Here is a 24,697-nt window from a genome sequence, read left to right on the forward strand (position 1 = left end):
GTTGCTTAAAAATACTGTGAGAGGCTATTTACTAGAAAACTTAATTAATTAACTTCCACAGTTTAGTTGACAAACCCTATAGAGCGACCCTATCCGCCATTTACACTGATCAAGTTCCTGTGCGTGAGCTCTTAAGATTCACTATATCACTTACTTAACTCCATCATCACTGATTTCGGTTTGTGGTTCACTACGCTTGGGTAACTACCTACGATTGAACTCTCACCAGCTAGAATAAGTACCATGTCTGACACATGGAAAAAAGACTGACTTCCAAAATCGGAAATCAATCTTAAAATCTTCATTATATTTCATTGTTCGCTTGACATGGAAGCTTGTCATTAGCATTAATTTAGGACATTTAATTCTCTATTTCTGTTTAAGGCAAGAAAATATTTTGTTCAAATACAGAACGAAATACTACCTCCGGAAATCGAGAAACAATATAAAAATTACAGTAATAACCAACAAAAATTAAACAGAGGATTGCAAGAATAATTCGTCCCCATAAACTTGCTTTAGATCCTAATGCGTTAGCAAACAAGATATAATTTGATAATAAACAGGCTCGTATCAAGCGATCAAAACTTACGGAAATGGAGATTAATGGTAATGTTAGCATCAACAATGAATTTACTTTTATCACTAAAATTGCATGATTATAGTAGTAATTATTAATCTTTGTTAAGTGTTGATTACTAGCAAAAAACCTCTCGGTTGGACTTTTTAGGCTATAACGTATCATCAGCCACGAAACAATAGCTAATAATGATAAAAGTATCAAATAAATTGTAAAACCTTTCATTTCTTCAGAATCAGTTATCAACTTTGTATTATAATAACGACTTATTTTATAATCGATAAACGGTAGCAACCGTCCTAGAGTCTTCACTACTCTCCCAAGATTTAATGAAATAAAAATAGCCGACGAAGTTGTTATAAGATACAAAATGAGCGGTGGAACAAAACAGGCGATTATGACCAGGTAGAAAAAAAGTGCCGAATAATGGAACATCACACCTCCTGTTACAAGTGCTAAGTACTTAACAATACTTAACCAACTACGATCCTTCGCTAAGACTACTAAGCCAGTAGTGATAAACGCTGCTGCTACAAAACTTCTAATTTGCGCAGCATCCATTGTAAACGGAAAAATTGTATAGAAAAAGAGCGTCCACCCTGGATTAATTGATGCCTTGAACACAGAGTAAAGCATCAATAGTAGTGACAAACCAATTACGATAGCAAAAAATGCTTGGAAAGGCAACCCTATTGCTTTAGCTGCTAATTGAAGGTATGTGTATCCCCATTCTTCTTTTGCTGCAATGGGATCCTTATAAAAATTTATATACTGCCCTCTGTCCGCAATCGTAGTGTTGAATGTCATCGCAATCCAAAAAAGAGTGACAAGTATAATACACAAGAATTTATTCTTTCTAAAAACTGCAGTCAAACTTCCAACGCCTATGAAAAGTAAGTAACTCATATACACACCCATTCTCTTCCTAATTTTATAGAAAAATTCATAATACCTTTTATAAATGACCTAGTTTATTATTCTTAACCCTTCGAGTAGAACAATTTTTAATTGATATAGCCATCTTCAGTAGGCGCTGGTTGAGGAATCTCTTGATAATTATCTGTTCCACCAATTGGATCAACTGCGGCCTCTGCCTCTGCCTGCAGCTCATCTGAAGTAAAGCTCAAACGATAAATTGACCATTTATCTTTGTCAGGACCATATATCTCCTCAAATTGCGCATAATTAAGTGGATTATAATCTTCTAATGGACGTTTACTGATCACGTATTTGATCCCAAGCTTTTTACAATCAGTAAAATTGAGATTGACAGTAAAATTATCTGGTCGATCTAAACGAAATTCTGTTTTACCTTTATCAATAAAGGTCCGAACATGCGCATAACGATTATAAATCTCTTCATTCTTATGTTTAGGATCGATCTTGTGCCACATTTTCATATCTGGATAAAAGCGAACCGAATTAATCGTCTTTACACCTAAAGCAGGTGTAAAGTTATAAAGATCGCCTTCCGACAACCAGATAGCATCCGGATCTTCTTTTTTGATCTTAACAATTTCTTCAGCCAAGGTCTTTTTATCAATTGCCCCGGTGCCATGAACAATTGGATTAACAAAAACTCCTGAAACTAGCACGATGACAGTCATTGCCAATATAAAAAACTTCTTGAGCTTGAACAATAGAGCAAACATAATTAACGCGAAAACTACTAAAGTCATAAAAATCTCAAAGTTATTGAAATACAATCCCATAATTGACGATGTCACCGAATGTGTCGCCAGTATCATGATCAAAGCTAAAAAAATAAATTTTATCCACCAAGGGATTTTTACGTATTCCCAGATGAAGTTGATCATCCATAATGATAACAACACAGCACCAAAGCCTAATGTCACTAAGCTACGTGTACTTGTTACATAAGTCAGCATCAAGACTTTCGCAATTCCATGACTGTAGCCAAAATATGTCCATCCAAATATAAATAGGCAGAACAATCCCAGGATAATTCCTAAATATTTTTCTTCTTTTCCTTTTTTAGAAAAGAAAATAAACGGGGATAAAAGTACAGTCAATGGTAAAAAGTTGAAATAAGAGGCCACTTCCCCATTATTTGTGCCATGAAAATTGAAATTCTCGAAAGGGATTTTCCAGTTAGTCAAAAACAGGAAAAAATCAGAAGGAGGACGTCCTCCTCCTTCGGCTTCCCGATGTCCAGGATAAATTGTATTTAGCGTTGCATCAATTGCTTCTTTTGACGTGCTGTAAAAATGTAAAAGAACAAAGCTGATAACTCCAAGACCACCAATAATAATTGGCAAATCCCAAATGTCTAATACCAGTTCTTTTCTGAAGTGAATCAATGTACCAAACAACCAAAATAATATCAGATAAACCAGCGGTACTTGATGGGCTGGATACAAAACTAAAACAAATCCAATTCCGTTTATAACAATCAAGCTCATCATTAGCAGACGCAGTAATACATTTTTATGTTTCGCAATATAGTAATAACTGGCTACCATGATTGCCAGTGTGAAGAACATCAAATCTCCTACATGCTGCATAAACCACCATTGAATCGATGGTGAAAAAGTGATCCAGAATGATCCCAACAACGACAGATATTTGTTGCGTTTCGTCAAAATCATGACCATCTCAAAACTTAATAGAAGCATCGCAATGATTTTAAAGCCCCAATAAAAGGACAATCCACGTTCTTTTCCTAAAAAGAAAAAGCCCCAATTGAATGGCTTTCCAATTACAGTCAAGTCCTTGACTGGTGAATTGTAGGCAATAATCATATTTTGCCCTTCTTTGCCATACTGTTTATTCACAACTGGATAGTCGCTTTCAGCTTGCGAGAAATAAAACGGTGTCTGGACCATCCACTCGTCTGAACGAACTTCCCGATTTTCTCCGAAGATAACATCTGATTTCTTGTCATCACTACGTTCTGAAACGATTCTGTCCCAAGAGCCGATTGAACTTCCATTTAAATTTAGCGTAACGATTAATATTAGAAATAGTACACCAATAAGATAACGGAAACGAATAATTTGATCAACAATCCACACAAAAGGATTCTTCCTTGTTCTTTCATATGGTATTTCACTCGTTCGCTTTTGTGCCCTTGTCTCCATTTTTTCCTCCTGAGAATAAAAATTTAAATGTGATTTTTCCATAATTGAATTTCCCCGTTAAAATTTGTTTGCATGCTCGTAAAAATAATTGCATCCGGTATTTAGCAAACAGTTGTGTTCTATATAAAGTATAATAGCATTTTTCAGCTTGAATAATCGCTTGATAACGAGAAAAATTCATATGATTCGCATAATCCAATACAGATAATTGGTGTTGCAATTCCGTTGAAAGTATTCTAATTTGATTTTTCTCAAAAAAAATTCGCCAACTCATCCAATGATCTAGATAATCTAATGGAAACTCTAAGTTGTACCCACCGATTTTATTTAAGAAACTTTTACGAAGTGCAGTTGCTGAATTGATTACCATAATGTCTTGAGAATATGTTTGATCACTCTTAGGTAATTCTGTATGTAATGGACGCAATGTATCGCTGCGTACAGGTGATATTTGCTGATTATTATCTCTGATGATTGGCGCTATTGCAGCAACTGATTGCGGCTGACTATTAGCTTGGACAATCAATTCTTCTAAATAGTCACTTGTAAGCGTAGTATCTTGATCCAACGTCACTAGCCATTCAATATGTTCATCGACTTGACTCAAAGCGTAATTATACGCTTGCGCTAACCCCACATTTTCCGGACTGTGATAGTAAATAAAGCGTTCATCCAATCCCTGAGGTTCCTCAGCCTGTTGACTATTATCAAAAATCAATACTTGTTTAATTTCAGAAAATTTATTTGAAGCAAGAAGTTTGTTCAAACTTTGGATCGTTGACGATTCTGAAAACATCAGATTATATAAAACCACAACCATTTCAAACAAACTTCTCACCTCTAAATTTTTATTATTTTGCTTCTAATTCAAGGAAACTAGCTAAAGCCTCTTGCCAAGTAGGAATCTCAAAGCCTAATTCTTTTGCTTTACTCAAGTCCATAATCGAATACTGCGGACGAGTTGCTTTTTGCGGATATTCTTCTGAAGTAACCGGAGCTACTTCCACGTCTGTATCTTTCAGAATTTCTTTAGCAAATTCGTACCAAGAACAGCTGTTTTCATTCGATAGATGATAAACTCCGAAAGGCGCCTTTTCTTCAATCACAAATGTCATAAATTCAGCTAACGTACGTGTCCAGGTTGGTCGACCGAATTGGTCATTCACAACCGTCAAGCGATCGTGCGTTTTAGCCAACTTTTGCATCGTGTAAATGAAATTATGACCATAAATACCGAATACCCAAGAAGTACGGATAATATAATAATTATCCATGATTTCTTGCACAGCTTTTTCACCTAAAAGTTTTGTACGGCCATATTCGCTCAGTGGATTCGTTGCATCATCTACCTGATACATGCCATCTTTTTTCTTTCCATCAAAAACATAGTCCGTACTGATATAGATTAATGTTGAACCAGCAGCTTTTGCGGCTTCTGCCACATTCCGTGTGCCTTCAACATTTATTTTTTCATCGAGCTCCTTGCCTTCATCTTCTGCTTTATCAACAGCTGTATATGCCGCACAATGATAAATGATTTCTGGCTTCATATCAGCAATAAACTTATTTGTAGCCTCTTTATCAGTAATGTCCAGTTGATCAGCATCAGTTGAAACGTACTCAATTTTCTTTTCATCTAACAAATTGCGCAGTTCAGTTCCTAATTGTCCATGCCCGCCTGTAATTAAGATCATATCTATCTACTCCTTATATAGTAATGTAATTAGCTTCTTTTAAACAACTTGATATAGCCTTCTCAAATTTAACTCATTTTGCTATGAATAAACCCAACAAAAAGGCAGGTTGCACCTGCCTCATTCAATTTGTATTATTGGCCGTTTTTCGCGTAGTTGCTCTCGACCGCTTCTTTTTCAGCACGCCACCAATCTTCATGCTCAGTATACCACTTAATAGTATCCTTCATACCCGCACGGAAATTGGTAAATTCTGGTGACCAGCCTAATTCTTCTCGTAATTTAGTAGAATCGATCGCATAACGTAAATCGTGACCGGCACGATCTTTTACGTGATCATAGGCGTCTTTTGCTTGGCCCATTTCTTCTAAAATAATTTCCATTACAGTCTTATTATCCTCTTCACCATCAGCGCCAATCAAATAAGTTTCTCCGATTTTCCCTTTAGTTAAGATTAACCAAACAGCTGAAGAATGGTCATTCGTATGGATCCAGTCACGTACATTTTTTCCATCGCCATAAAGTTTTGGACGAATTCCACTCAAAATATTTGTAATTTGACGTGGAATAAATTTTTCAATGTGTTGATAAGGACCATAGTTGTTCGAACAATTTGAGATTGTTGCTTGCAAACCAAATGAACGAACCCAAGCTTTAACTAATAAATCTGAACCAGCCTTAGTTGATGAATATGGGCTTGATGGATTATACGGCGTTTCTGCCGTGAATTTTTCGCCTGCTCCTTCACCGTGGCCTGGCAAATCTTCTCTCAATGGAAGATCGCCATAAACTTCATCTGTAGAAACATGATGGTAACGAACATTGTTCTTACGGCACGCTTCAATCAATGTATAAGTACCGATAATGTTGGTTTGTACGAATGGAAAAGGATCTTTTAAAGAGTTGTCATTGTGTGATTCAGCTGCATAGTGAACAACTGCATCAGTCTTTTGAACTAAACGATCGACCAGTTCAGCGTCAGCAATATCTCCAACAACTAATTCTACTCGGTCTTCAGGAAGTCCAGCTAGATTTTCCTTGTTTCCAGCATACGTTAGTTTATCCAAAACTGTTACATGAACTTCTGGATGATTATTTACCACATAGTGAACAAAGTTAGAGCCGATAAAACCTGCTCCTCCTGTTACGATAATATTTTTCATCTATACTTTACTCCTATTTCGTAATAAGATATTCATTTTTCAAGAAATGAAAAATGAGTTTGATTCTAACCGCGCATACCATTATACTAAATGATCGGTTCATTTAGATTGAAAAAATGGAATGAGTATTCTTAAATTTCACCATACACGAAAGGATTTTCAGCTTCAAATTCTTTCAAGGTCGGTTGTTTGGCATCTTTTTCTGATGTGATAGCTTTTTCGATATCAATCGGCCAATCAATTGCTAAGTCTGGATCGGCAAATGAGATACCGCCATCTGCTTCTGCATCGTAATAGTTGTCACATTTGTACATGAAATTGACATTTGGAGTCAGTGTCACAAATCCATGGGCAAAACCACGAGGTACTAATAATTGACGATGATTGTATTCGGAAAGAATGTAGCCTTCCCATTTCCCATAAGTCGGACTTCCTTTTCGAATATCCACAATCACATCTAAAACCGCACCACTTACGACCCGAATTAGCTTCGTTTGTGCTGATTTTCCTTTTTGGAAATGTAATCCCCGCAAAACCCCTGGTTGTGTTGAAAGCGAATGATTATCTTGAATGAAATTAAAATCAATGCCCGCTGCTTTGAAATCTTCTACTGAATAACTTTCAGTGAAAAATCCGCGATGATCACCGAAAACAGCAGGTTCGATAATTTTTACATCTGTTAAATTCGTTTCTGTTACTTTGATTTTTCCCATGTTTATTCCTCTTCTGCTAAACGTAATAAATATTGACCATACTGATTTTTCTTCAATGGTTGAGCAAGTTCAATTAGGTCTTCTTTTGTAATATAGCCCATTCTATAAGAAATTTCTTCTAAACATGCCACTTTTAGATTTTGACGCTTTTCAATCGTCGAAATGAAGGTAGAAGCTTCTAATAAAGATTCATGAGTACCCGTATCTAACCAAGCAAAACCACGGCTCATTACTTCTACAGATAATTCATTTCGTTTCAAATATTCTTTATTAACATCAGTGATCTCTAATTCGCCACGTTCGGATGGTCGGATATTTTTTGCAATTTCAACTACATCGTTGTCATAGAAATATAATCCAGTTACTGCATAATGCGACTTAGGCTTTTCAGGTTTTTCTTCAATAGAAACAGCCTGCATATCATCATCAAATTCCACCACGCCAAAGCGTTCTGGATCGTTTACGTGATAACCGAAAACCGTTGCACCATCCGTCTTCTTCGCAGCACGCTGCAACATACGTGATAGTCCATCGCCATAGTAAATGTTGTCTCCTAAAACTAAACAGACACTATCATCGCCAATAAAATCTTCACCAATAATAAATGCTTGAGCCAAGCCGTCCGGACTTTCTTGCACCGCATATTCAATATGAATCCCTAATTCATGTCCATCGCCAAAAAGATTTTCAAAACGTGGTGTATCTTGAGGTGTTGAGATAATCAATATTTCATTGATTCCTGCCAGCATCAATGTAGACATTGGGTAGTAAATCATAGGTTTGTCATAAACCGGCATTAATTGTTTCGAAGTTGCTTTAGTTAGAGGGTATAAACGTGTACCGCTGCCCCCTGCTAGAATTATTCCTTTCATACTTACGCTCCTTTTTTTTGCATACGAACACATTATACCTGATGTTAGGTATTAGAAAAATCGTTTTGCTGTTTTTTTTTAATTTCTTTTATTCTTTTTCTAACTAATTGTAGAGCATTCCAACGCCATTTAAACTGCTGAACTCTTGAAGCAGTCGTTTTGATCTCCGATGCATTCAAACCATGACGACGATAATAAACCAATTGTTCAGGAATAAAAACCACTCCGCGATAATAATCTGCTAGTAAACCAATCCACATGTCGTGCATCGGCACTCCTTGTGGGATTGGCAAAATAATTTCTTTTAATTCTGATCGAAAGGCCATCCCTGCACCAATATAACTGCTCTTCACAATATTATGCCAGAATCCAGAGTGAGTATGACGCATCGCTTGATAAGAAGGCATCAAAATTTCAAAGTCATTATCAACAATAACTAAATCAGAAATAACCACTTTTGTTCTGGGATTTTTGAAATATGGGAGCATCTTTTTAACTTTGTCAGCATGCCAGATATCATCTTGATCACTTAGGAAAATGATCGGATGCCTGCTTTGCTGAATAGCATTAGCGAAATTCGCAATCAAACCTTTCCCATCATTTTGAAAAAGTTTCACTCGCGGATCATTTGCTTTTAATTCTAATAAAAATTCCCACGTGCCATCCGTAGAATGGTCGTCGGAAATGATCAACTCATCAAGTTCTGAAAGTTGAGGGAATATGCTGTTCAATTGTTCTTCAATAAAGTGACGGCCGTTGTATGTCGCCATACAAACGGAAATTCGCATCTTGGACTGCTTTTGCATTCCCTACCTCCAAAATTAAAAAAATTGCCAGCCCCACTTTTGAAAATATTTTTTCATGGACTGTAAAAAAATAAAAAACAACTTGCGATTTTTAACTGCGCCGCGTTCATATAAGTGAACGACAGCGAATTGTGGACTATAAATTGCTTTGTAACCTGCTTGCTCCATTTTACGACAAAGATCATTATCTTCGAAATACATAAAGTAACGCTCATCGAAGCCTTCAATCTCATTAAACTTTGCTAGATCCACTACCATGAAACTGCCAGAAATCATTCGTACAAAACTATCTTGCCCTTCTGGTAAATCACGACACTCAAATTTAGCCAATCGCTTTGCAAATAGCCTTTTGACAATCTTAAACGGGATAAATCTCAGTATGTAATCAAAAACATTTAAATGATTGCGAATTAAATATTGAGTCGTTCCATCTTCGTTTAATATTTTCGGTGCTAACAATCCGCACTTCGGATAGTTAGCCAAATGGATAACCATTTCTTTTAGATGATTTTCTGACAATATAATATCTGGATTAAAAATAATCCCATATCCTGTAGTGTTTAAAAGGTTGACGTTATGACCAAAACCGAAACCTTTATTTTCCTCATGAAATTCTATTTTGACAAATGGATAATCGAGGTATTTTCTTAAACGTTCGCGATACGCTGATTCTGAGGCATTGTCAAAAATCTTAATCTGAATCGCCTGATCTTCACTCAACGTTTCAATCAAAGAATCCAAGCTTAGAAAAATCTTGTCGCTGTTGTGCGTCACGATGCTGACAGTTAGATTAGTATCATTCATATTCATAACGGACGACAACACTCATTTCTTGAAATATTTTTGCAATACCTGCGAACGGTACTCCTTGTTCCCAAAGAATCGGAAACTTTTCGTAATAAAACTATATTTTTCACTAATTAATCCAATCAATTCTAATAAGAATGTTAAAGCGAAAACCATGGCAACAATCAAAACAATCGTGCCCACTTGGCTGGTATAGTTCAATAGCAACGCGGAAAAAGAGAATAATACAGCAATCGCATAAATCGTCAAAACTGCCCCGCGATGTGTAAAGCCTAGATTTAATAGGCGGTGATGTAAGTGCTGTTTATCTGCAACAGAAATCGGCATATTTTTAGCTTTGCGTCGAACCATAGCAAAGAATGTATCTGTCACTGGAACACCTAAGATAATCAATGGTGTGATCAAAGAAATGAAAGTAACATTCTTCAGACCCTGTAATGTCAGTACCGACATCATAAATCCCAAGAATAAAGCTCCTGTATCGCCTAAATAGATCTTAGCTGGGTAAAAATTATACGGAAAGAATCCCATAATACTTGCTACTAAGCAAAAAATCGCTAATGAAATATAGACTGTTGATGAATGCAGGAAAAAGTATCCTATGACACCTATTGTTGTCAAACTTATAATTGAAACTCCTGATGCCAAGCCGTCCAAACCATCAATTAGATTCATTGCATTCGTAATACCAAAAATCCAAAAAACTGTAGCAGGCAGACTCAACCAATCTAAATTAATTCGACCAAATAATGGTGCTGTGAAGAAATCAAAACGAATTTCTGCAACATAATAAATTATCAAAGCCGCCAGTAATATCCCCACACTTTTTTGTCTAGGAGATAATTCAAATTTATCATCTAGTAATCCAGTGATAATAATAATTAGACCACCTAATAAAATCTTACTAATATAATCAAAAGGGATCGCATCACGAAATAGAATTAACGATGAAATAGCAAATGCAACAAAAATTGGCAAACCGCCAGCACTAGGCATCGGCACTTGATTCATTCGGCGCGCATTTGGGTTATCTACCAACCCAGTCTGGACCGAAATTATTTTAAAAATCGGGGTTAAGACCAACGCAATCAAAAATGTTAAAAAATACTTGATGATCAGCCCGAACGATACTAACATATTGCCACCTGCCTTTTTACTAAAATTATTATATAGGATTAAACACTCTTTACAAGGTTCTCATAAAATCTTTCAAAATTCTTGAGATTATTTTTTCTTTTTTATGAAACGATCCTTCAATTTATTGAACCATTTATTGACACGATTGGATCCCTCTGTAACCTCTTGTCCTGTACGATATTCTTCGATAGCTACGTTCAACACGCCACCTAAAATAATAATCGTTGCAGCGAAATTTAACCAAAACATCAGCACAATGAAACTTCCGATGATTTGATAACCGGAGACACGTTGTGCGAAAGTTTGCGCGTAAATGCTGAAGCCCTGCGCTAAAACAATCCAACCGACTGTGGCAAAAACTGTCCCAGGAAGTGCATATTTTACACGTACGTGTGCATTAGGAATAACGATATACAAGCCACCTAGTATTACCAGCAGACCAATTAATGTGACAGGCCAGCGTAAAGCCAAGAATGTATCAATAATATCAGGAGAAAAACGTAATAATTGCTGCAAGGCATCTAAAATTACTTGACCCGCACTGAAAAATAGCGCAACAGCAATGATTGCCATCATTAACACACCAACGATACCTACTGATACGATACGGCTAATAACAAAATTCCCACGATCCTCGACACCATAAGCACGATTCAAGGCTGTCTGCAAGGCATTGATTCCTCGACTAGATGACCATAAAGCAGCTAAAACTGAGATTGATAACATACCGCCAGAAGTGCTTTCTAACAATCCTGTGATCGCCGGTTTCAAAAAACTGTAAACATTTGGCGGAATAGCCTCACTTAGATAGGGTAGAACTGTTTCTGGTGTGATATTAAAGTATGGCAGCAAATTGCCGACTATGATCAATATTGGGAAAAAGGACAGCAACAAATAATAGGCGACTACCACGGAACGGTCGCCTATTTCTGTCTCTGCTAAATGTTTTTGGATCGATTGGATAAAATCCATTAGTTTCTTATTTTTTTTAATTTTATCTATTGGTCCCATAAAATCCTCGTCGTCCTAATATGTTCCTTCTTCACCTTGTGAAGTCAAAATTTTCGGTCCTTCTTTCGTGATTGCTAAGGTGTGTTCATATTGCGCACACCAACCACCATCACGTGTATAGGCAGTCCAGCCATTTGGATCCATCTTCATTTGCCAAACACCAGTGTTGATCATTGGTTCAATTGTAATGACCATACCTTCTTTTAAACGCAGTCCTTTTCCAGCAACACCATAATGTGGAATCGCTGGTTCTTCGTGAATCGTTGGTCCTATGCCGTGACCAACAAAATCACGTACGACTGAAAATCCTTCACCTTCAGCATAAGTTTGAATTGCATGACCGATATCGCCGATACGATTTCCAACCTGCGCTTGCTCAATACCTAGATACAACGCTTTTTTAGTAACTTCCATAAGTCGGTTGATTTCAGGTGAAACTTCTCCTACTGCATATGACCAGCAAGAATCAGACATCGCGCCCTTGTATTCGACACACATATCAACCTTGATCAAATCACCATTCTTTAGTGGTTTTTTCCTTGGAAATCCATGGCAAATTTCATCATTGATACTGCAGCATGTAGCATATTCATAGCCTTCAAAGCCGATTTGTGCTGCAACGCCGCCATGACTTTCAATAAAGTCTCTAACAAAGTCTTCAATATCCATACTGGTAATCCCTGGTTTTATAAAATCTCGCAAATGACGATGAACGTCAGCTAGCAACTCGCCTGACTCATTCATCATTTCTATTTCCCGGGGTGATTTTAATGTAATCATGTTCTCGTCTCCTCATATTGATATTTCTACTATTATATATATCTATTTTTTTGGTGAAAATATCTTCATAGGTCGTCCAGCTAATACTTGGATTTTTCGTCTCATAATCTTTTTTTAAGCAATAAAACAAGTCTGTGAAAATCTGGACGAACATCCTTTTTCATCTTGTCCATTTTAACATAACCCTATAAAGCGAACAAATGGTTAGAGAGCAGTGATTTCCTTTTGATTTTTATTTTGATATAATGACCATAAATTTAGCTTAAAGCTAAGGAGGAATTTTTTTGACATTAGCAAAAATTGTTTATGCCAGCATGACTGGAAATACCGAAGAAATCGCGGACATTGTAGCCGAAGCCTTCGAAAATCTAGATCTTGATGTAGAAATTGATGAGTGTACACAAGTAGAAGCAGAAGATCTTGAAGACGCGGATATCTGTGTTGTTGCTACATATACTTATGGTGAAGGTGATCTGCCTGATGAAATCGTAGACTTTTACGAAGAGCTGCAAGAGTTAGATTTAAGCGGGAAAATTTTTGGCGTATGTGGTTCTGGTGATACTTTTTATGATCAATACTGCAAATCCGTTGATGATTTTGAAGCGGCCTTTGCGAAAACCGGCGCAACTCGCGGTGCTGACAGTGTAAAAGTTGAAATGGCAGCCGAGGAAGAGGATATCGAAAATTTAGAAGCTTTCGCTAAAAAAATTGTCGCAGCAGCATCCTAATTATTCGAAAAAAGATGTACCAGATTTGTCTGGCACATCTTTTTTAAATGCATTTTCTTTTGCGAAATTCTAAGAAATGCTAAGATAAGACTAATGAAACGGAGGGATAATAATGGTACTACCTAATTTTGAGACACTTTTAAAAAAATATGCCCACTTAATTACAAAAGTTGGGGTGAATGTTCAAAAAAATGACACAGTGGTGGTTTACACTAGTATTGAACAAGCATCGTTGGCACGTCTTGTGACAAAGGAAGCTTATCAACTAGGTGCTGCAGAAGTCATCGTTCAATGGAATGACGATGAGATCCAACGAGAATTCTTAAGTCATGCGGCCGAAGATCGTATCAACGAAGTTCCAGCCTATAAAGTGGATGAGGCTAATACATTTGCTGAAAAACGAGTCACTCGTATTAGTATCGTTTCTCAAAATCCAGATGCCTTATTAGGAGTCGATACAAACCGGGTTGCAGCCTTCCAAGCGGCTCGAGGAAAAGCTCTGCAAGCAGTGATGGAAGCAACACAATCTAACAAACTACGTTGGACTGTCGTAGCGGCTTCAAGTCCTGCTTGGGCTAAAAAAGTCTTTCCAGAATTGACTTCAAGTGAAGAACAAGTCGACAAGCTTTGGGATGAAATTTTTAAAACAACTCGAATTTATGCCGATGATCCAGTCAAAGCTTGGGAAGAACACGATGCTACGATGCGAAAACAAGCAGAGCTTCTAAATAAGGAACAGTTTTACGCTCTGCACTACACTGCTCCAGGAACAGATATTGTTATAGGCTTACCAGCGAATCATGTTTGGGAGGGCGCTGGCAGTTTCGCCGCAGATGGAAATGAGTTTATGGCCAACATGCCGACCGAAGAAGTTTTCACAGCACCAGATCGTAATCGTGTAGATGGTTATATTACTAGCACAAAACCGCTGAGTTATGCTGGAACCACATTAAATGAAATGAAATTTACGTTTAAAGACGGCAAAGTGGTGGAGTTTTCTGCTAAAGAAGGCGCTGATGTATTGGCATCGCTATTAGATATTGATGAAGGGGCTAAACACTTAGGCGAAGTTGCCTTAGTACCTGATCCCTCACCAATCTCTCAATCAGGGATTACTTTTTTTAATACCCTCTTTGATGAAAATGCCTCAAACCATTTAGCCCTCGGTGCCGCCTATCCTTTCAGTGTGGAAGGAGGAACTGAAATGTCTAAAACCGAATTAGCGGAGGCTGGACTAAACAGCAGCCAAACTCATGTCGATTTCATGGTAGGCTCAGACCAAATGAATATCGATGGTATTCGAAAAGATGGGACAAAAGTTCCAATTTTTAGAAATGGTGATTGGGCTTAATTAAAAAACAAAAAATAGCCACTTAGAAAAATTTTTCTAAGTGGCTATTTTTACGTTCTCGACTGGAATCGAACCAGCGACCTATCGCTTAGGAGGCGATCGCTCTATCCTACTGAGCTACGAGAACGTGCCTATACTATTGTAGCGATTTTAACTTATTTTAGCAAGCTGGCTAACTTAAATTTAAGGGAGTTATTTCGAAAAAATGAAAATTTTCACTAACCGACTATTAGCAATTTATGAATTTTTATCAATTAAGAATCCAGAAGACTTTCGAACCTCATACTGAGAACACTGAGCTAAAGCAAAAAAAGAGAAAAGACCTATTTTCGTCTTTTCCCTTTACTTTTTTTGCTTTTTTTCTTTTTTGGTTCGCTCTGTTTTACTGGTTCTTCAGTTAGCAGCTCTCCGCCAAACAGATAGATTGGCTCAAGTTTCAAGTCGAGCTTTTTAGCGATTTTAGTCAAATCCGATTTTTCTTGTGGTGTAACGAGAGAAATAACAATCCCACTTTCTCCCATTCGTCCAACGCGTCCAGCACGGTGAAGATAGCTTTCTTCACTCATCGGTACATCCGCATTGATCACAAATGGCAATGACTCGATATCTAAACCGCGACTAGCTAAATCGGTTGTTAATAAGCCTAATGCTTGATGCTTTTTGAATTGTTCGATTGCATTCTTACGAGATATTTTTGATTGATCTGAAGCAAGACTTGCCACAGGTAATTGGTGAAAGAGCAGTTTTTCTTCGGCACTTCCCATATCGTTTAATTGATTGAAGAAAATCATCCCCCAAAAAGCGGGCAGATTCAGCAGACGTCGCAGTTGATCAACTTTTTTTCGATCACTTGTTTCTAAATAGAAATGGTGCACGTCACCTTGACTATCATCTTCATCGGAGACATCTACAACTAATAAATCAGACTCAAGCTGATTCAACTCATCCAGTACGACATCAGCTGTCGCGGAAAAATACAAATGCTGCGCCTGATTATCGCTGGCCTTCAGAATTTTTTGAATCAGCTGCAGGCTTTGTCCTTGAATTAGCTGATCAACCTCATCAAAGACTAATGTTTTGATATTGGGCGCTTTGATTTTTTTTGCTGTGATCAATTCCAACACACGACCAGGGGTCCCAATCAGCAATTCCGGTTTTTTCTTCAGTGCTTCTTGTTGGCGTTTAACATTTGCACCGCCGATTAAAGCTTGCACCTTCATGCCGGAGCCTGTTAACCATTTGCGAGCTACTTCCACCACTTGCATTGCTAATTCTTGCGAAGAGGTCAATACTAAAACTTGACTAGCTTTACCTGCTTCCATTTGATTAATTAAGGGTAATAAATAGGCCAGCGTTTTTCCACTGCCGGTTGGAGCGATTCCAACTAGATTTTTTCCTTCAATAATTGGTGAATAAACTTTTGTTTGGATCAAGGCTGGCTTTTGAAAGCCGGCCTCCTCCCAATTGTTCTTTAAAAATGGTACAAATTCCTGATTGTTCATAGTTTCCTCTATTTCTCGTCAGCATCAAAAACAATGCCCGCACTTTTTCGCATATCATAAATCACTTGGTTTACATTACGGGCTAATTCGACCCATTCTTCATAATCGGTTCCTAATTCACGATCTGTTGGATTTAAAATGACTTCAGCAAATACGTTGGCTTCCTCCACCATTGGATTTTCCAATTGATGAACGTTTAGTTTTTCCCTGCGTTGATGATCACGATCATGGAAGACGGCTTCACTAATCGAATTAACTGCGTTCATCACTAATGTGCCGTTACTTAAATATATCTCTGATTGCTGGAAGCTGTCGCTGATTTTGCCCGTTCGAATCGTAACATCAAAGTTATCATACCGCAATACACCGGTCCCGATGCCATCAACGCCGGTCGAAATTTTTTGGCCAAAATAAATACTTTCTTTCGGCATACCAAACCAAGCTAACGCCGCATAAATTGGATAGACACCTAAGTCAGCCAATGCACCGCCTGAAAAGTGCGGTGAAAAAATATTGGGTTCTTGGCCATCTAACACTTGATCGTAACGTGATGAATATTTCATAAAGCTAAAATCCGCCCCAATGATATGATCTTTAAAAGGTAGAAAATCAGCCACCGTTTTAAACGCCTGCTCGTGAATATTGCGAGCCGCTTCAAAGAAAAAGACCTTTTTCTGATTGGCTAGTTCAATAATTTCATCCATCTCTTTAGGTGTTGAAAAGGCTGGTTTTTCCACGATGACATTTTTGCCAGCTAGAATTCCTTGTTTGGCTTGTTCAAAATGCAAGCTGTTTGGTGAAGCAATATAGACCGTATTCAAATGCTCAATACTAAAAAACGTATCAAGGTCGGTCGCATATTCGACATCGCCGTATTTTTCACCGAATTTTTGTGCCGTTTCTAGTCGACGTGAATAAACTGCTGCTAGTTGATACTTGCCTGTTTCATGTGCCGCTTGAACAAATTGATCGGTGATCCAATTTGTCCCAATGATACCTAAATTAATCATGTTTCTTCCTCCCTTTTCACTCCAAGGTATTTTTTTAAGTTCTTTTACTTACACTGTAAAGGGTTGGAAAACGTCTCACTGATTCGGATCAATAAATTTTTGTTCCAAATCAAAGGGAACAACTTTTTTGATTGAGATATTCTCCTGATCCACATCACAATTATACGCTAAAATCTGAACACCGTCTGCTACGGCCATTTTTACCGCCTCATAAAGTGCCGGCTGCATCTCACGATGAATCGTTGCAGCTTGAATCGTTGGAAACTGAACAACGAATAAAACATAACAATGATAGCTCATTGACTGAGCCACGCGTAATTCTTCAACATGTTTCAAGCCTCTTAACGTTGGTGCGTCGGGAAAAGCACCGATCCCTCGATTTTCCAACGTCATCCCCTTTACTTCCACGAATCCTTTTTCTTGCTGATCCGTCTCAAAATAAATGTCAAACTTCGAATGTTCAAAAGTGTATTCGCGCTTTAAAAAATTAATTGATCCCTTCAATCCAGACAATTGGATTTTACCTGTTAGGATTCCTTCAGCGGCCAACGCATTCGGTATTTGCGAGTCAATATTGATCCACATGTCTCCTTTTTTAACTGCGATTAAATCATAAGCCGTTTTCCGTTTGGCAGATGGCTGATGATTCACTGCTACCAAAACTTCAGGTAGTAATAATTCTTTGCTGCGGCCGGTATTTTTTACATGGGTGATAATTTCTTCCCCTGTCTCCAATAAACGGCAGCGAGCAATGAAGCGATTGCTTCTTTCAATAAAAATAGCTAAGTGAATGGCAGAATACTTCATTTTTTATCAAAATCCTTCTAAAAAAAGTTAAATAGTCCTTAAGGCTGATGGAAAGATGACAGACTTTATTATATAGTATAACAAAGCTAGTGTGAAAGGAGTTTTTTGATGAGATTGAAATGGCCCGTCTTCCTAAGTGCGACCTCTCTCGGTGTGGCAGCAGTGAGTTCGAAATTTGTTCGCAAACGTGAAGCGAAGGACTTAAATAGTATATATGTCGGTTCTTGGGAGTTCACTCATCCTAAAGAACACAAACATCACACTATTACGATCTATCCTGATTTATCGATTATTTTAGATGGCACAGCCATCATCTATCAACTGATTGAATTGAGTGAACAAAAATTGGCGATTCAGGATCAATACGGTTATCACTTGTTGATCAAAACAAAAAATGGCATACCTGAGACGCTTTATGACGAATTAGACGATGTGTCTTTTCCGATCGTCCCTGTTAAAAATTAGTAAGAAAAAAGGATGCCGACTGGCATCCTTTTTCTATTGATGGATTAAAGAACGTAAAATCTGATCTACATTTTCTGCCGCTTTGCGTCCTTCACGAATTCCCCAAATCACTAGGCTCGGTCCACGTCTAGCATCGCCTGCCACATATACTTTTTCGTTATTCGTCGTATAGTCTTCATAAATCTCGTTTACATCAAATGCATCTAACAACTGTTTTTCTGCTCCGGTAAAACCCATCGCCAGTAAAACTAAATCTGCTTTTAACGTTTTTTCCGTTCCCTTGATCGGCTGGAACTGATGATCCACTTGTGTCGTCTCGATTGCGCTTACTTGTCCGCGTTCAGCGCCGATAAATGCTGTTGTTGATGTATTGTAAGCTGTTAACTCAGCATTTTTTAAAGAGCATTCTGCTTGACCGTAGCCTTCACGATTGATCATTGAATATTCCGGCCAGGGATTATTGGCAGCTCGACTTGCAGGTAATTGCGGCGTGATCTCCAATTGTTTCACCGAAGCCGCACCTTGGCGAATTGCTGAACCGATACAGTCATTTCCTGTATCACCACCACCAATTACAATAACATGCTTACCTGCCAGCTTTTTGTCGCTGACTTTTTTCCCATGCTGTAAAACATCCTTTGTACATTCGGTTAAGTAGTCCACCGCAAACTGGATACCGTGCAGTTCTCGTCCCTTAATTTTCAGGTCTCGAGGAACACTCGCGCCGCTAGCAATAATCACTCGATCGTATTTTGCTTGCAACTCAGGAGCAGTAATATCTATACCAACTTCGGTATTCAAAACAAACGTAATCCCAACTTCTTCCATCACGTCGATCCGGCGTTGAACAATTTCTTTATCCAATTTCATATTTGGAATGCCATACATCAACAAACCGCCAGCACGGTCGCTGCGTTCATAGACCGTTACTTGATGGCCTAATTGATTTAAACGCCAAGCCGCTGAAAGACCAGCCGGGCCTGAACCAATGATCGCTACTTTAAAGTCTGTCCGTTCATTCGGCAGCCCATCTGCTTTGACCCAATCATTTTCAAACGCATTATCAATGATGAAGCGCTCATTGTCGTGGATCGCCACACCTGAACCATTCAGCCCCTCTGTACAAGATTTCTCGCAAGGAGCTGGACAGACGCGCCCTGTCATTTCCGGTAACGGATTGGTTTTCGCCAATCGATCAAAGGCATTCTTGAAATCGCCTCGGAAAACAAAATCATTCCATTCAGGAATCAAATTGTCATTTGGACAACCTGAGACTGCCCGTTTGCCGCCATAGAAAATTCCCGTATGGCAAAATGGAATGCCGCAGTTCATACAACGAGCTGCTTGTTCTTTTCGTTCTTCTACACTAAGCGGCGTTTGCAATTCTTCCCAATCTTGAATCCGTTCTTCGACTGGCCGATAAGGATTGTCCTTCCGCGGGTATTTTAAAAATCCAAAAGGATCTGCCATCCTAGCCACGCTCCTTTCCAGCCGGTACTGTTTGTTCGCCGATCACTTCAATGAAGGCCTTCTCGATCAATTCTTCACCGATCAAACCGGTTTTCGCCAATTCTTCAGTTACACGGACCATTTCGTGATACTCTCTTGGATAGACTTTGACAAAATGTTTTTGGGCATTTTCCCAATCATTCAATAATTCGGCTGCCTTCAATGAATCGGTATAAGCTAAATGCTTCTCGATCATTTCCTTCAAGATAGAATCGTCGCCTGCTTCACCTAATTTGAAAAGATCAACCATTTCTAAATTGCATTTACCAGCAAAGGTATCAGTCGGATCATAAACATAGGCGACACCGCCTGACATCCCGGCTGCAAAGTTTCGACCAGTTGGGCCTAGAATCACCGCGACACCGCCAGTCATGTATTCACAGCCATGATCGCCGACACCTTCAACAACAACATGCGCGCCACTATTTCGGACACAGAAACGCTCGCCTGCTTTTCCGCGGAAGTAGCCTTCTCCGCGATTTGCACCGAAGCAAACCACATTTCCGACGATTGGTGAATTTTCGACATCATAAGCAGCATCCTTTGGCGGTACGATGATCACACGGCCGCCACTCAGCCCTTTAGCAACATAGTCATTTCCTTCACCGATCAGCTTCAACTCCATTCCCTGTGTGATGAATGAACCGAAGCTTTGACCAGCGATCCCGGTGTAGGTATATTTGATCTGACCCGGAGTCAGCTCATAGTTGCCAAAACGCTCCGCGATCCAGCCGCCCATTCGCGCGCCGACCGTACGATTAACATTATTGATTGGGTACGTCATTTCTACTTGTTCACCGTTTTTAATGGCCCCTTCCGCAAAGTGATCCAATTCAGGCCATTCCCGTTTTTCTTTGAATGGGTCTTCGGTTTTACGTTCGATTCCAACACTGGTCGCTAAGATCCGTGAGAAGTCTAACGATTTCGCTTTGCCTTTAGCGATAAAGCGCGGCTCCAATACTTCGGTATGTCCAATCATTTCATCGATACTTCTAAAACCTAACTCAGCCATAATCTCGCGTAAATCTTCCGCGATAAAATACATCATATTGACCAAATGCTCTGGTTTGCCGACAAAGAATTTCCGCAATGCCGGATTTTGTGTCGCAACACCGACTGGACAAGTGTTCAAGCTGCAAACCCGCATCATGACACAGCCGATCGCAACTAACGCAAGTGAAGCAAAACTGTACTCTTCCGCTCCAAGTAAAATCGCCATCGCCACATCGCGGCCGGTCATTAGTTTTCCATCGGTTTCTAACGTCATTCGTTGGCGCAAATTATTCATTGCCAATGTTTGGTGCGCTTCAGCAACACCCATTTCCCATGGTAACCCCGCATCACGAATCGAGTTGCGCGGCGATGCACCTGTTCCGCCATCATAGCCGGAAATCACGACAACATCTGCGCCTGCCTTCACTACGCCTGTAGCGATAGTCCCCACACCGGTACTAGAAACCAGCTTGACGTTGATTTTCGCATACGGATTGATTGCTTTTAAGTCGTAAATCAACTGGGCCAAATCTTCGATCGAGTAGATATCATGATGCGGCGGTGGTGAAATCAGACGTACACCTGGTGTTGATCCGCGAATCTCTGCGACCCAAGGGAAAACTTTATTCCCCGGCAATTGTCCGCCCTCACCTGGTTTCGCACCTTGTGCCATTTTGATTTGCAGTTCTTCGGCACTCATTAAATATTCTGCATTCACGCCAAAACGTCCAGAAGCAACTTGTTTGATTTTACTGTTGAAGTTTTTACCGTCTCCTTGTGGTTTGAATCGTTTGCGGTTCTCTCCGCCTTCACCGCTATTAGATTTCGCGCCGATACTATTCATCGCTTCAGCAATACATTGATGGGCTTCTTCACTTAATGAACCGTACGACATCGCCCCAACTTTGAAGCGTTTCACGATTTTACTAGCAGGCTCGACTTCAGACAGCTTGACTGCTGGACGATCCTGCTTGAACTCCCACAGTGCCCGCAAATTCGTCGGTTCCTCTAAGGCTTCCTGATTCATTTGCTCCACATAATGCTTGAATAGCTGATAATCCCCTGCGCGGACCGCTTGTTGGAAGTTATAGATCGTTTTTGGATTGAATAAATGATGCTCGCCATCGGCCTTGTATTGAAAGCTTCCGCCTGAGGCTAAGCGATCGTCTTGTTGTGGGCCATAGGCTAATTGGTGTCGCTGCAAATATTCTTCTTCAATTTGCTGCAAGGATAATCCGCCAATTCGGCTGGCTGTCCCGGTAAAATATTTCTCCGTCACCGGTAGACTGATCCCCACAACTTCAAATAACTGTGCACCATGATAACCGGCGATCGTTGAGATTCCCATCCGCGACATGACTTTCACGATACCTTTTTCAGCAGCTTTCCGATAATTTTCCAAACCATTTTCAATCTTAAAATCATTCAATGTCGCATATGCGCCATAAGGATGGACTCCGCTGGCACCATATCCGATTAGAGTCGCAAAGTGATGAACCTCGCAAACCTCCGCAGAATCAACAACTAAGCTTGCCATGGAGGCTTTTCCTTTACGCACTAGATGATTATGCAAACCAGAGACAGCTAATAAAATCGGCATCGCCATTTTTTTCTGCTCTGAACCGCGATCGCTTAAAATCAGAATCGTCCCGCCATGATCAATCGCCGACTCAGCTTCTTTAAACATCTGTTCCAACCCGTCTTCCAAGGCATTACGGCTGCCGACTGGATATAATGTTGAGATCGTCACTGCTTTTTGTTCTTTGGTATTTAATTGGGCAATTTTTTGAAAATCAGCACTGCTGAGAACCGGACTCTTGATTTTCAATTTTTGACAGTTATGTGCATCGTCTACGCGAATATCGCCATCACGACCTAAAAACATTTCTGTTCCGATCACCAATTGTTCACGGATCGCATCAATCGGCGGATTCGTTACTTGAGCAAATTGCTGTTTGAAATACGTGAACAGCGATTGCGGCTTCTCACTTAAAACGGCTAAAGGAGAATCGTACCCCATTGAAAGAACTGGTTCCTCGCCTTTTTCCGCCATTTGTAATAATGCCCCGCGAATAATTTCATCGGTATAACCGTTCAGCTTCCACAGTCTTTGCAATTCCTTTTCAGTCATTGCCTCTGCTTCGTTTTCCGCTTCAGCAAGCTGTGCTAATTCGATGCGATTTTCAGCTAACCATTCTTTGTAAGCGTGAGCCTTTGCATATTTTTCTTTGATTTCTTGATTGCGGTAGAATTTTCCATTGATGGTGTCAACTAGGATCATGTTCGCAGGTCCCAGCACACCTTTTTCAATCACATTTGATGGTGCAAAGTCAACAACACCAGATTCTGAAGCAACTTGCACAAAGCCGTCTTTCGTTATGGAATAGCGGGAAGGCCGCAAACCATTGCGATCCAGCGTCGCCCCGACCATTTCGCCATCTGTAAAACACAAGGCTGCTGGTCCATCCCACGGCGCCATGAAGCTGGCATTATACTCTTGGAAAGCCGTCATTTCTTCACCCAGTCCCGCTTCTTCCGACCAAGCTTCTGGAACCATCATCATCAGTGCGTGAGGAATGTCACGACCGTTACGATATAAATACTCCATACAATTCTCTAACTTAGCCGAATCAGAGTCTTCTTCGTTATACACTTCGATGCCATGACTCTTCATCCAATTTTCTGAACCCCGCAATGTATTGATCTCTCCATTATGGGCTAAGAAACGGAAGGGCTGCGCACGATCCCAGCTTGGAAACGTGTTGGTAGAAAAACGTGAATGCACTACTGCGATACTTGCCGCAAAGTCTTCATCCTGCAAATCATCATAAAAGATTCCAACCTGATAGGCATGCAGCATTCCCTTATAAACGATTGTTTTACTGGATAGGCTGCAAATCGCCAGTTCATCCGCATGATACGTTTTTTCCAACTTACGGCGCAAACGATACAGCCGATCTTCAAACTCACGATCCGTTTGGACTTCTAACGGCCGTTTTATGAACAACTGAACAAAGCTGGGCATGACTTTTTGCGCCCCGGGCCCGCAATTCTCATACTGAAACGGCACATCCCGTTGCCATAAAACTAAATAACCAGCGGCTTCGATTTCTTTTACAAGTGACTGCTGCAACCCGTTTTTGTGTTTCTCGTCTGGGGGCAAAAAGAACATTCCTGCCGCGTACTGCCCACGTTCAGGTAAAGTAACACCTGCCGCTTTTGCTTCCCGTTGAAAAAATTTGTCTGGAATCGTCGCTAATATTCCTGCACCGTCACCAGTTTCAGGTTCCGCCCCAGTTCCACCACGATGATTCATTCGTTCCAGCATCGTCAGTGCATGCTTCACTAATTGATGTGAAGCTTGGCCTTCCATCTGAGCAATAAAGCCCATACCACATGCATCCTTCTCAAAAGAGGGATCATACATGGTCGGGCCTTCTGTTACTTGTTGCTTTGTCATAGACATCATCCTTTAAATAGTTTGACAATTCTCATTTATTTTTAATATACTACCTTTTTTTAAAAAGATAGGCAAGTGTTCTTAGAATATTTTTTTAATTACTCTTGTTATCGAAGCCCTGATCTTTTAAAAGGCGGATTGTCAAATCAAGTGCAACACTCGATTAAAAAATACTTCAAAAGGGGTTTTCCAATTTAAGCATTTACGA

Annotated in this window: 20 protein-coding genes and 1 tRNA gene; 3 read left to right on the plus strand and 18 right to left on the minus strand. The window is 39.5% G+C overall.

Annotated features, from left to right (window positions below; translation table 11 throughout):
- Window positions 1-379: 379 nt before the first annotated feature.
- From FFR60_RS22250 to map, 12 genes are all read right to left on the minus strand, one after another.
- Entirely contained in the window at window positions 380-1,486 is a 1,107-nt protein-coding gene (locus FFR60_RS22250) for an EpsG family protein (RefSeq protein ID WP_137665882.1), read from the minus strand.
- Between the two features lie 98 nt (window positions 1,487-1,584).
- The gene (locus FFR60_RS22255; protein WP_137665883.1) at window positions 1,585-3,681 is read right to left on the minus strand and encodes a DUF7657 domain-containing protein; all 2,097 of its coding nucleotides are present in this window, start codon (window positions 3,679-3,681) and stop codon (window positions 1,585-1,587) included.
- Window positions 3,650-4,501 (minus strand): glycosyltransferase, encoded by an 852-nt coding sequence (locus FFR60_RS22260; RefSeq protein ID WP_249355080.1) that lies wholly within the window; start codon window positions 4,499-4,501, stop codon window positions 3,650-3,652. Before FFR60_RS22260 ends, FFR60_RS22255 begins: the two co-directional genes overlap by 32 nt.
- A 31-nt stretch (window positions 4,502-4,532) precedes the next feature.
- Window positions 4,533-5,375: a dTDP-4-dehydrorhamnose reductase gene (gene rfbD / locus FFR60_RS22265; protein WP_137665885.1), complete on the minus strand. Its 843-nt coding sequence runs from the start codon at window positions 5,373-5,375 to the stop codon at window positions 4,533-4,535.
- Between the two features lie 134 nt (window positions 5,376-5,509).
- On the minus strand, window positions 5,510-6,538 hold the full coding sequence (gene rfbB, locus FFR60_RS22270; RefSeq protein ID WP_137665886.1) for a dTDP-glucose 4,6-dehydratase: 1,029 nt from the start codon (window positions 6,536-6,538) through the stop codon (window positions 5,510-5,512).
- 131 nt (window positions 6,539-6,669) lie between these two features.
- Window positions 6,670-7,242, minus strand: coding sequence for a dTDP-4-dehydrorhamnose 3,5-epimerase (rfbC, locus tag FFR60_RS22275; RefSeq protein WP_171005013.1), 573 nt, complete (start codon window positions 7,240-7,242; stop codon window positions 6,670-6,672).
- Window positions 7,243-7,253: 11 nt separating this feature from the next.
- The gene (rfbA, locus tag FFR60_RS22280; RefSeq protein WP_137665888.1) at window positions 7,254-8,123 is read right to left on the minus strand and encodes a glucose-1-phosphate thymidylyltransferase RfbA; all 870 of its coding nucleotides are present in this window, start codon (window positions 8,121-8,123) and stop codon (window positions 7,254-7,256) included.
- Between the two features lie 44 nt (window positions 8,124-8,167).
- Window positions 8,168-8,929, minus strand: coding sequence for a glycosyltransferase (locus FFR60_RS22285; protein WP_137665889.1), 762 nt, complete (start codon window positions 8,927-8,929; stop codon window positions 8,168-8,170).
- A 15-nt stretch (window positions 8,930-8,944) separates the two neighbouring features.
- The gene (locus FFR60_RS22290; RefSeq protein WP_137665890.1) at window positions 8,945-9,739 is read right to left on the minus strand and encodes a glycosyltransferase family protein; all 795 of its coding nucleotides are present in this window, start codon (window positions 9,737-9,739) and stop codon (window positions 8,945-8,947) included.
- A gap of 15 nt (window positions 9,740-9,754) precedes the next feature.
- Complete coding sequence (locus tag FFR60_RS22295) at window positions 9,755-10,873, minus strand: glycosyltransferase family 4 protein (RefSeq protein ID WP_088933026.1); 1,119 nt, start codon at window positions 10,871-10,873, stop codon at window positions 9,755-9,757.
- A gap of 87 nt (window positions 10,874-10,960) precedes the next feature.
- A complete protein-coding gene (locus FFR60_RS22300; protein ID WP_088933027.1) occupies window positions 10,961-11,884 on the minus strand; it encodes a YihY/virulence factor BrkB family protein in 924 nt (307 codons plus the stop codon).
- Between the two features lie 15 nt (window positions 11,885-11,899).
- Window positions 11,900-12,664, minus strand: a complete 765-nt coding sequence (gene map, locus FFR60_RS22305; protein WP_088933028.1) for a type I methionyl aminopeptidase — start codon at window positions 12,662-12,664, stop codon at window positions 11,900-11,902.
- A 284-nt stretch (window positions 12,665-12,948) separates the two neighbouring features.
- Between map and FFR60_RS22310 the strand changes: the two genes are divergently transcribed.
- Complete coding sequence (locus FFR60_RS22310) at window positions 12,949-13,392, plus strand: flavodoxin (protein WP_137665891.1); 444 nt, start codon at window positions 12,949-12,951, stop codon at window positions 13,390-13,392.
- A 112-nt stretch (window positions 13,393-13,504) separates the two neighbouring features.
- Entirely contained in the window at window positions 13,505-14,743 is a 1,239-nt protein-coding gene (locus FFR60_RS22315; RefSeq protein ID WP_137665892.1) for an aminopeptidase, read from the plus strand.
- Window positions 14,744-14,796: 53 nt separating this feature from the next.
- Here the strand turns inward: FFR60_RS22315 and FFR60_RS22320 are convergent.
- From FFR60_RS22320 to sfsA, 4 genes are all read right to left on the minus strand, one after another.
- Window positions 14,797-14,870 (minus strand) — tRNA-Arg (locus tag FFR60_RS22320).
- Window positions 14,871-15,066: 196 nt separating this feature from the next.
- Window positions 15,067-16,245 carry a DEAD/DEAH box helicase gene (locus FFR60_RS22325; RefSeq protein ID WP_137665893.1) on the minus strand — a complete coding sequence of 393 codons (1,179 nt, stop codon included), beginning with the start codon at window positions 16,243-16,245 and terminating at the stop codon, window positions 15,067-15,069.
- 8 nt (window positions 16,246-16,253) lie between these two features.
- Window positions 16,254-17,255 (minus strand): Gfo/Idh/MocA family protein, encoded by a 1,002-nt coding sequence (locus FFR60_RS22330; RefSeq protein ID WP_137665894.1) that lies wholly within the window; start codon window positions 17,253-17,255, stop codon window positions 16,254-16,256.
- A 75-nt stretch (window positions 17,256-17,330) separates the two neighbouring features.
- Window positions 17,331-18,062, minus strand: a complete 732-nt coding sequence (gene sfsA / locus FFR60_RS22335; protein ID WP_137665895.1) for a DNA/RNA nuclease SfsA — start codon at window positions 18,060-18,062, stop codon at window positions 17,331-17,333.
- Window positions 18,063-18,170: 108 nt separating this feature from the next.
- On the opposite strand from sfsA, the gene FFR60_RS22340 reads away from it, so the two are divergent.
- A complete protein-coding gene (locus tag FFR60_RS22340; RefSeq protein WP_088933034.1) occupies window positions 18,171-18,527 on the plus strand; it encodes a DUF4828 domain-containing protein in 357 nt (118 codons plus the stop codon).
- Window positions 18,528-18,560: 33 nt separating this feature from the next.
- Here the strand turns inward: FFR60_RS22340 and FFR60_RS22345 are convergent, their stop codons facing one another.
- Window positions 18,561-19,997, minus strand: coding sequence for a glutamate synthase subunit beta (locus tag FFR60_RS22345; RefSeq protein WP_137665896.1), 1,437 nt, complete (start codon window positions 19,995-19,997; stop codon window positions 18,561-18,563).
- Window position 19,998: 1 nt separating this feature from the next.
- Window positions 19,999-24,495, minus strand: coding sequence for a glutamate synthase large subunit (gltB, locus tag FFR60_RS22350; RefSeq protein ID WP_371853974.1), 4,497 nt, complete (start codon window positions 24,493-24,495; stop codon window positions 19,999-20,001).
- Between the last annotated feature and the right edge of the window lie 202 nt (window positions 24,496-24,697).

This window comes from Enterococcus hulanensis, assembly GCF_005405485.1.
In the GTDB taxonomy this organism is placed as follows: Bacteria; Bacillota; Bacilli; order Lactobacillales; family Enterococcaceae; genus Enterococcus_A; species Enterococcus_A hulanensis.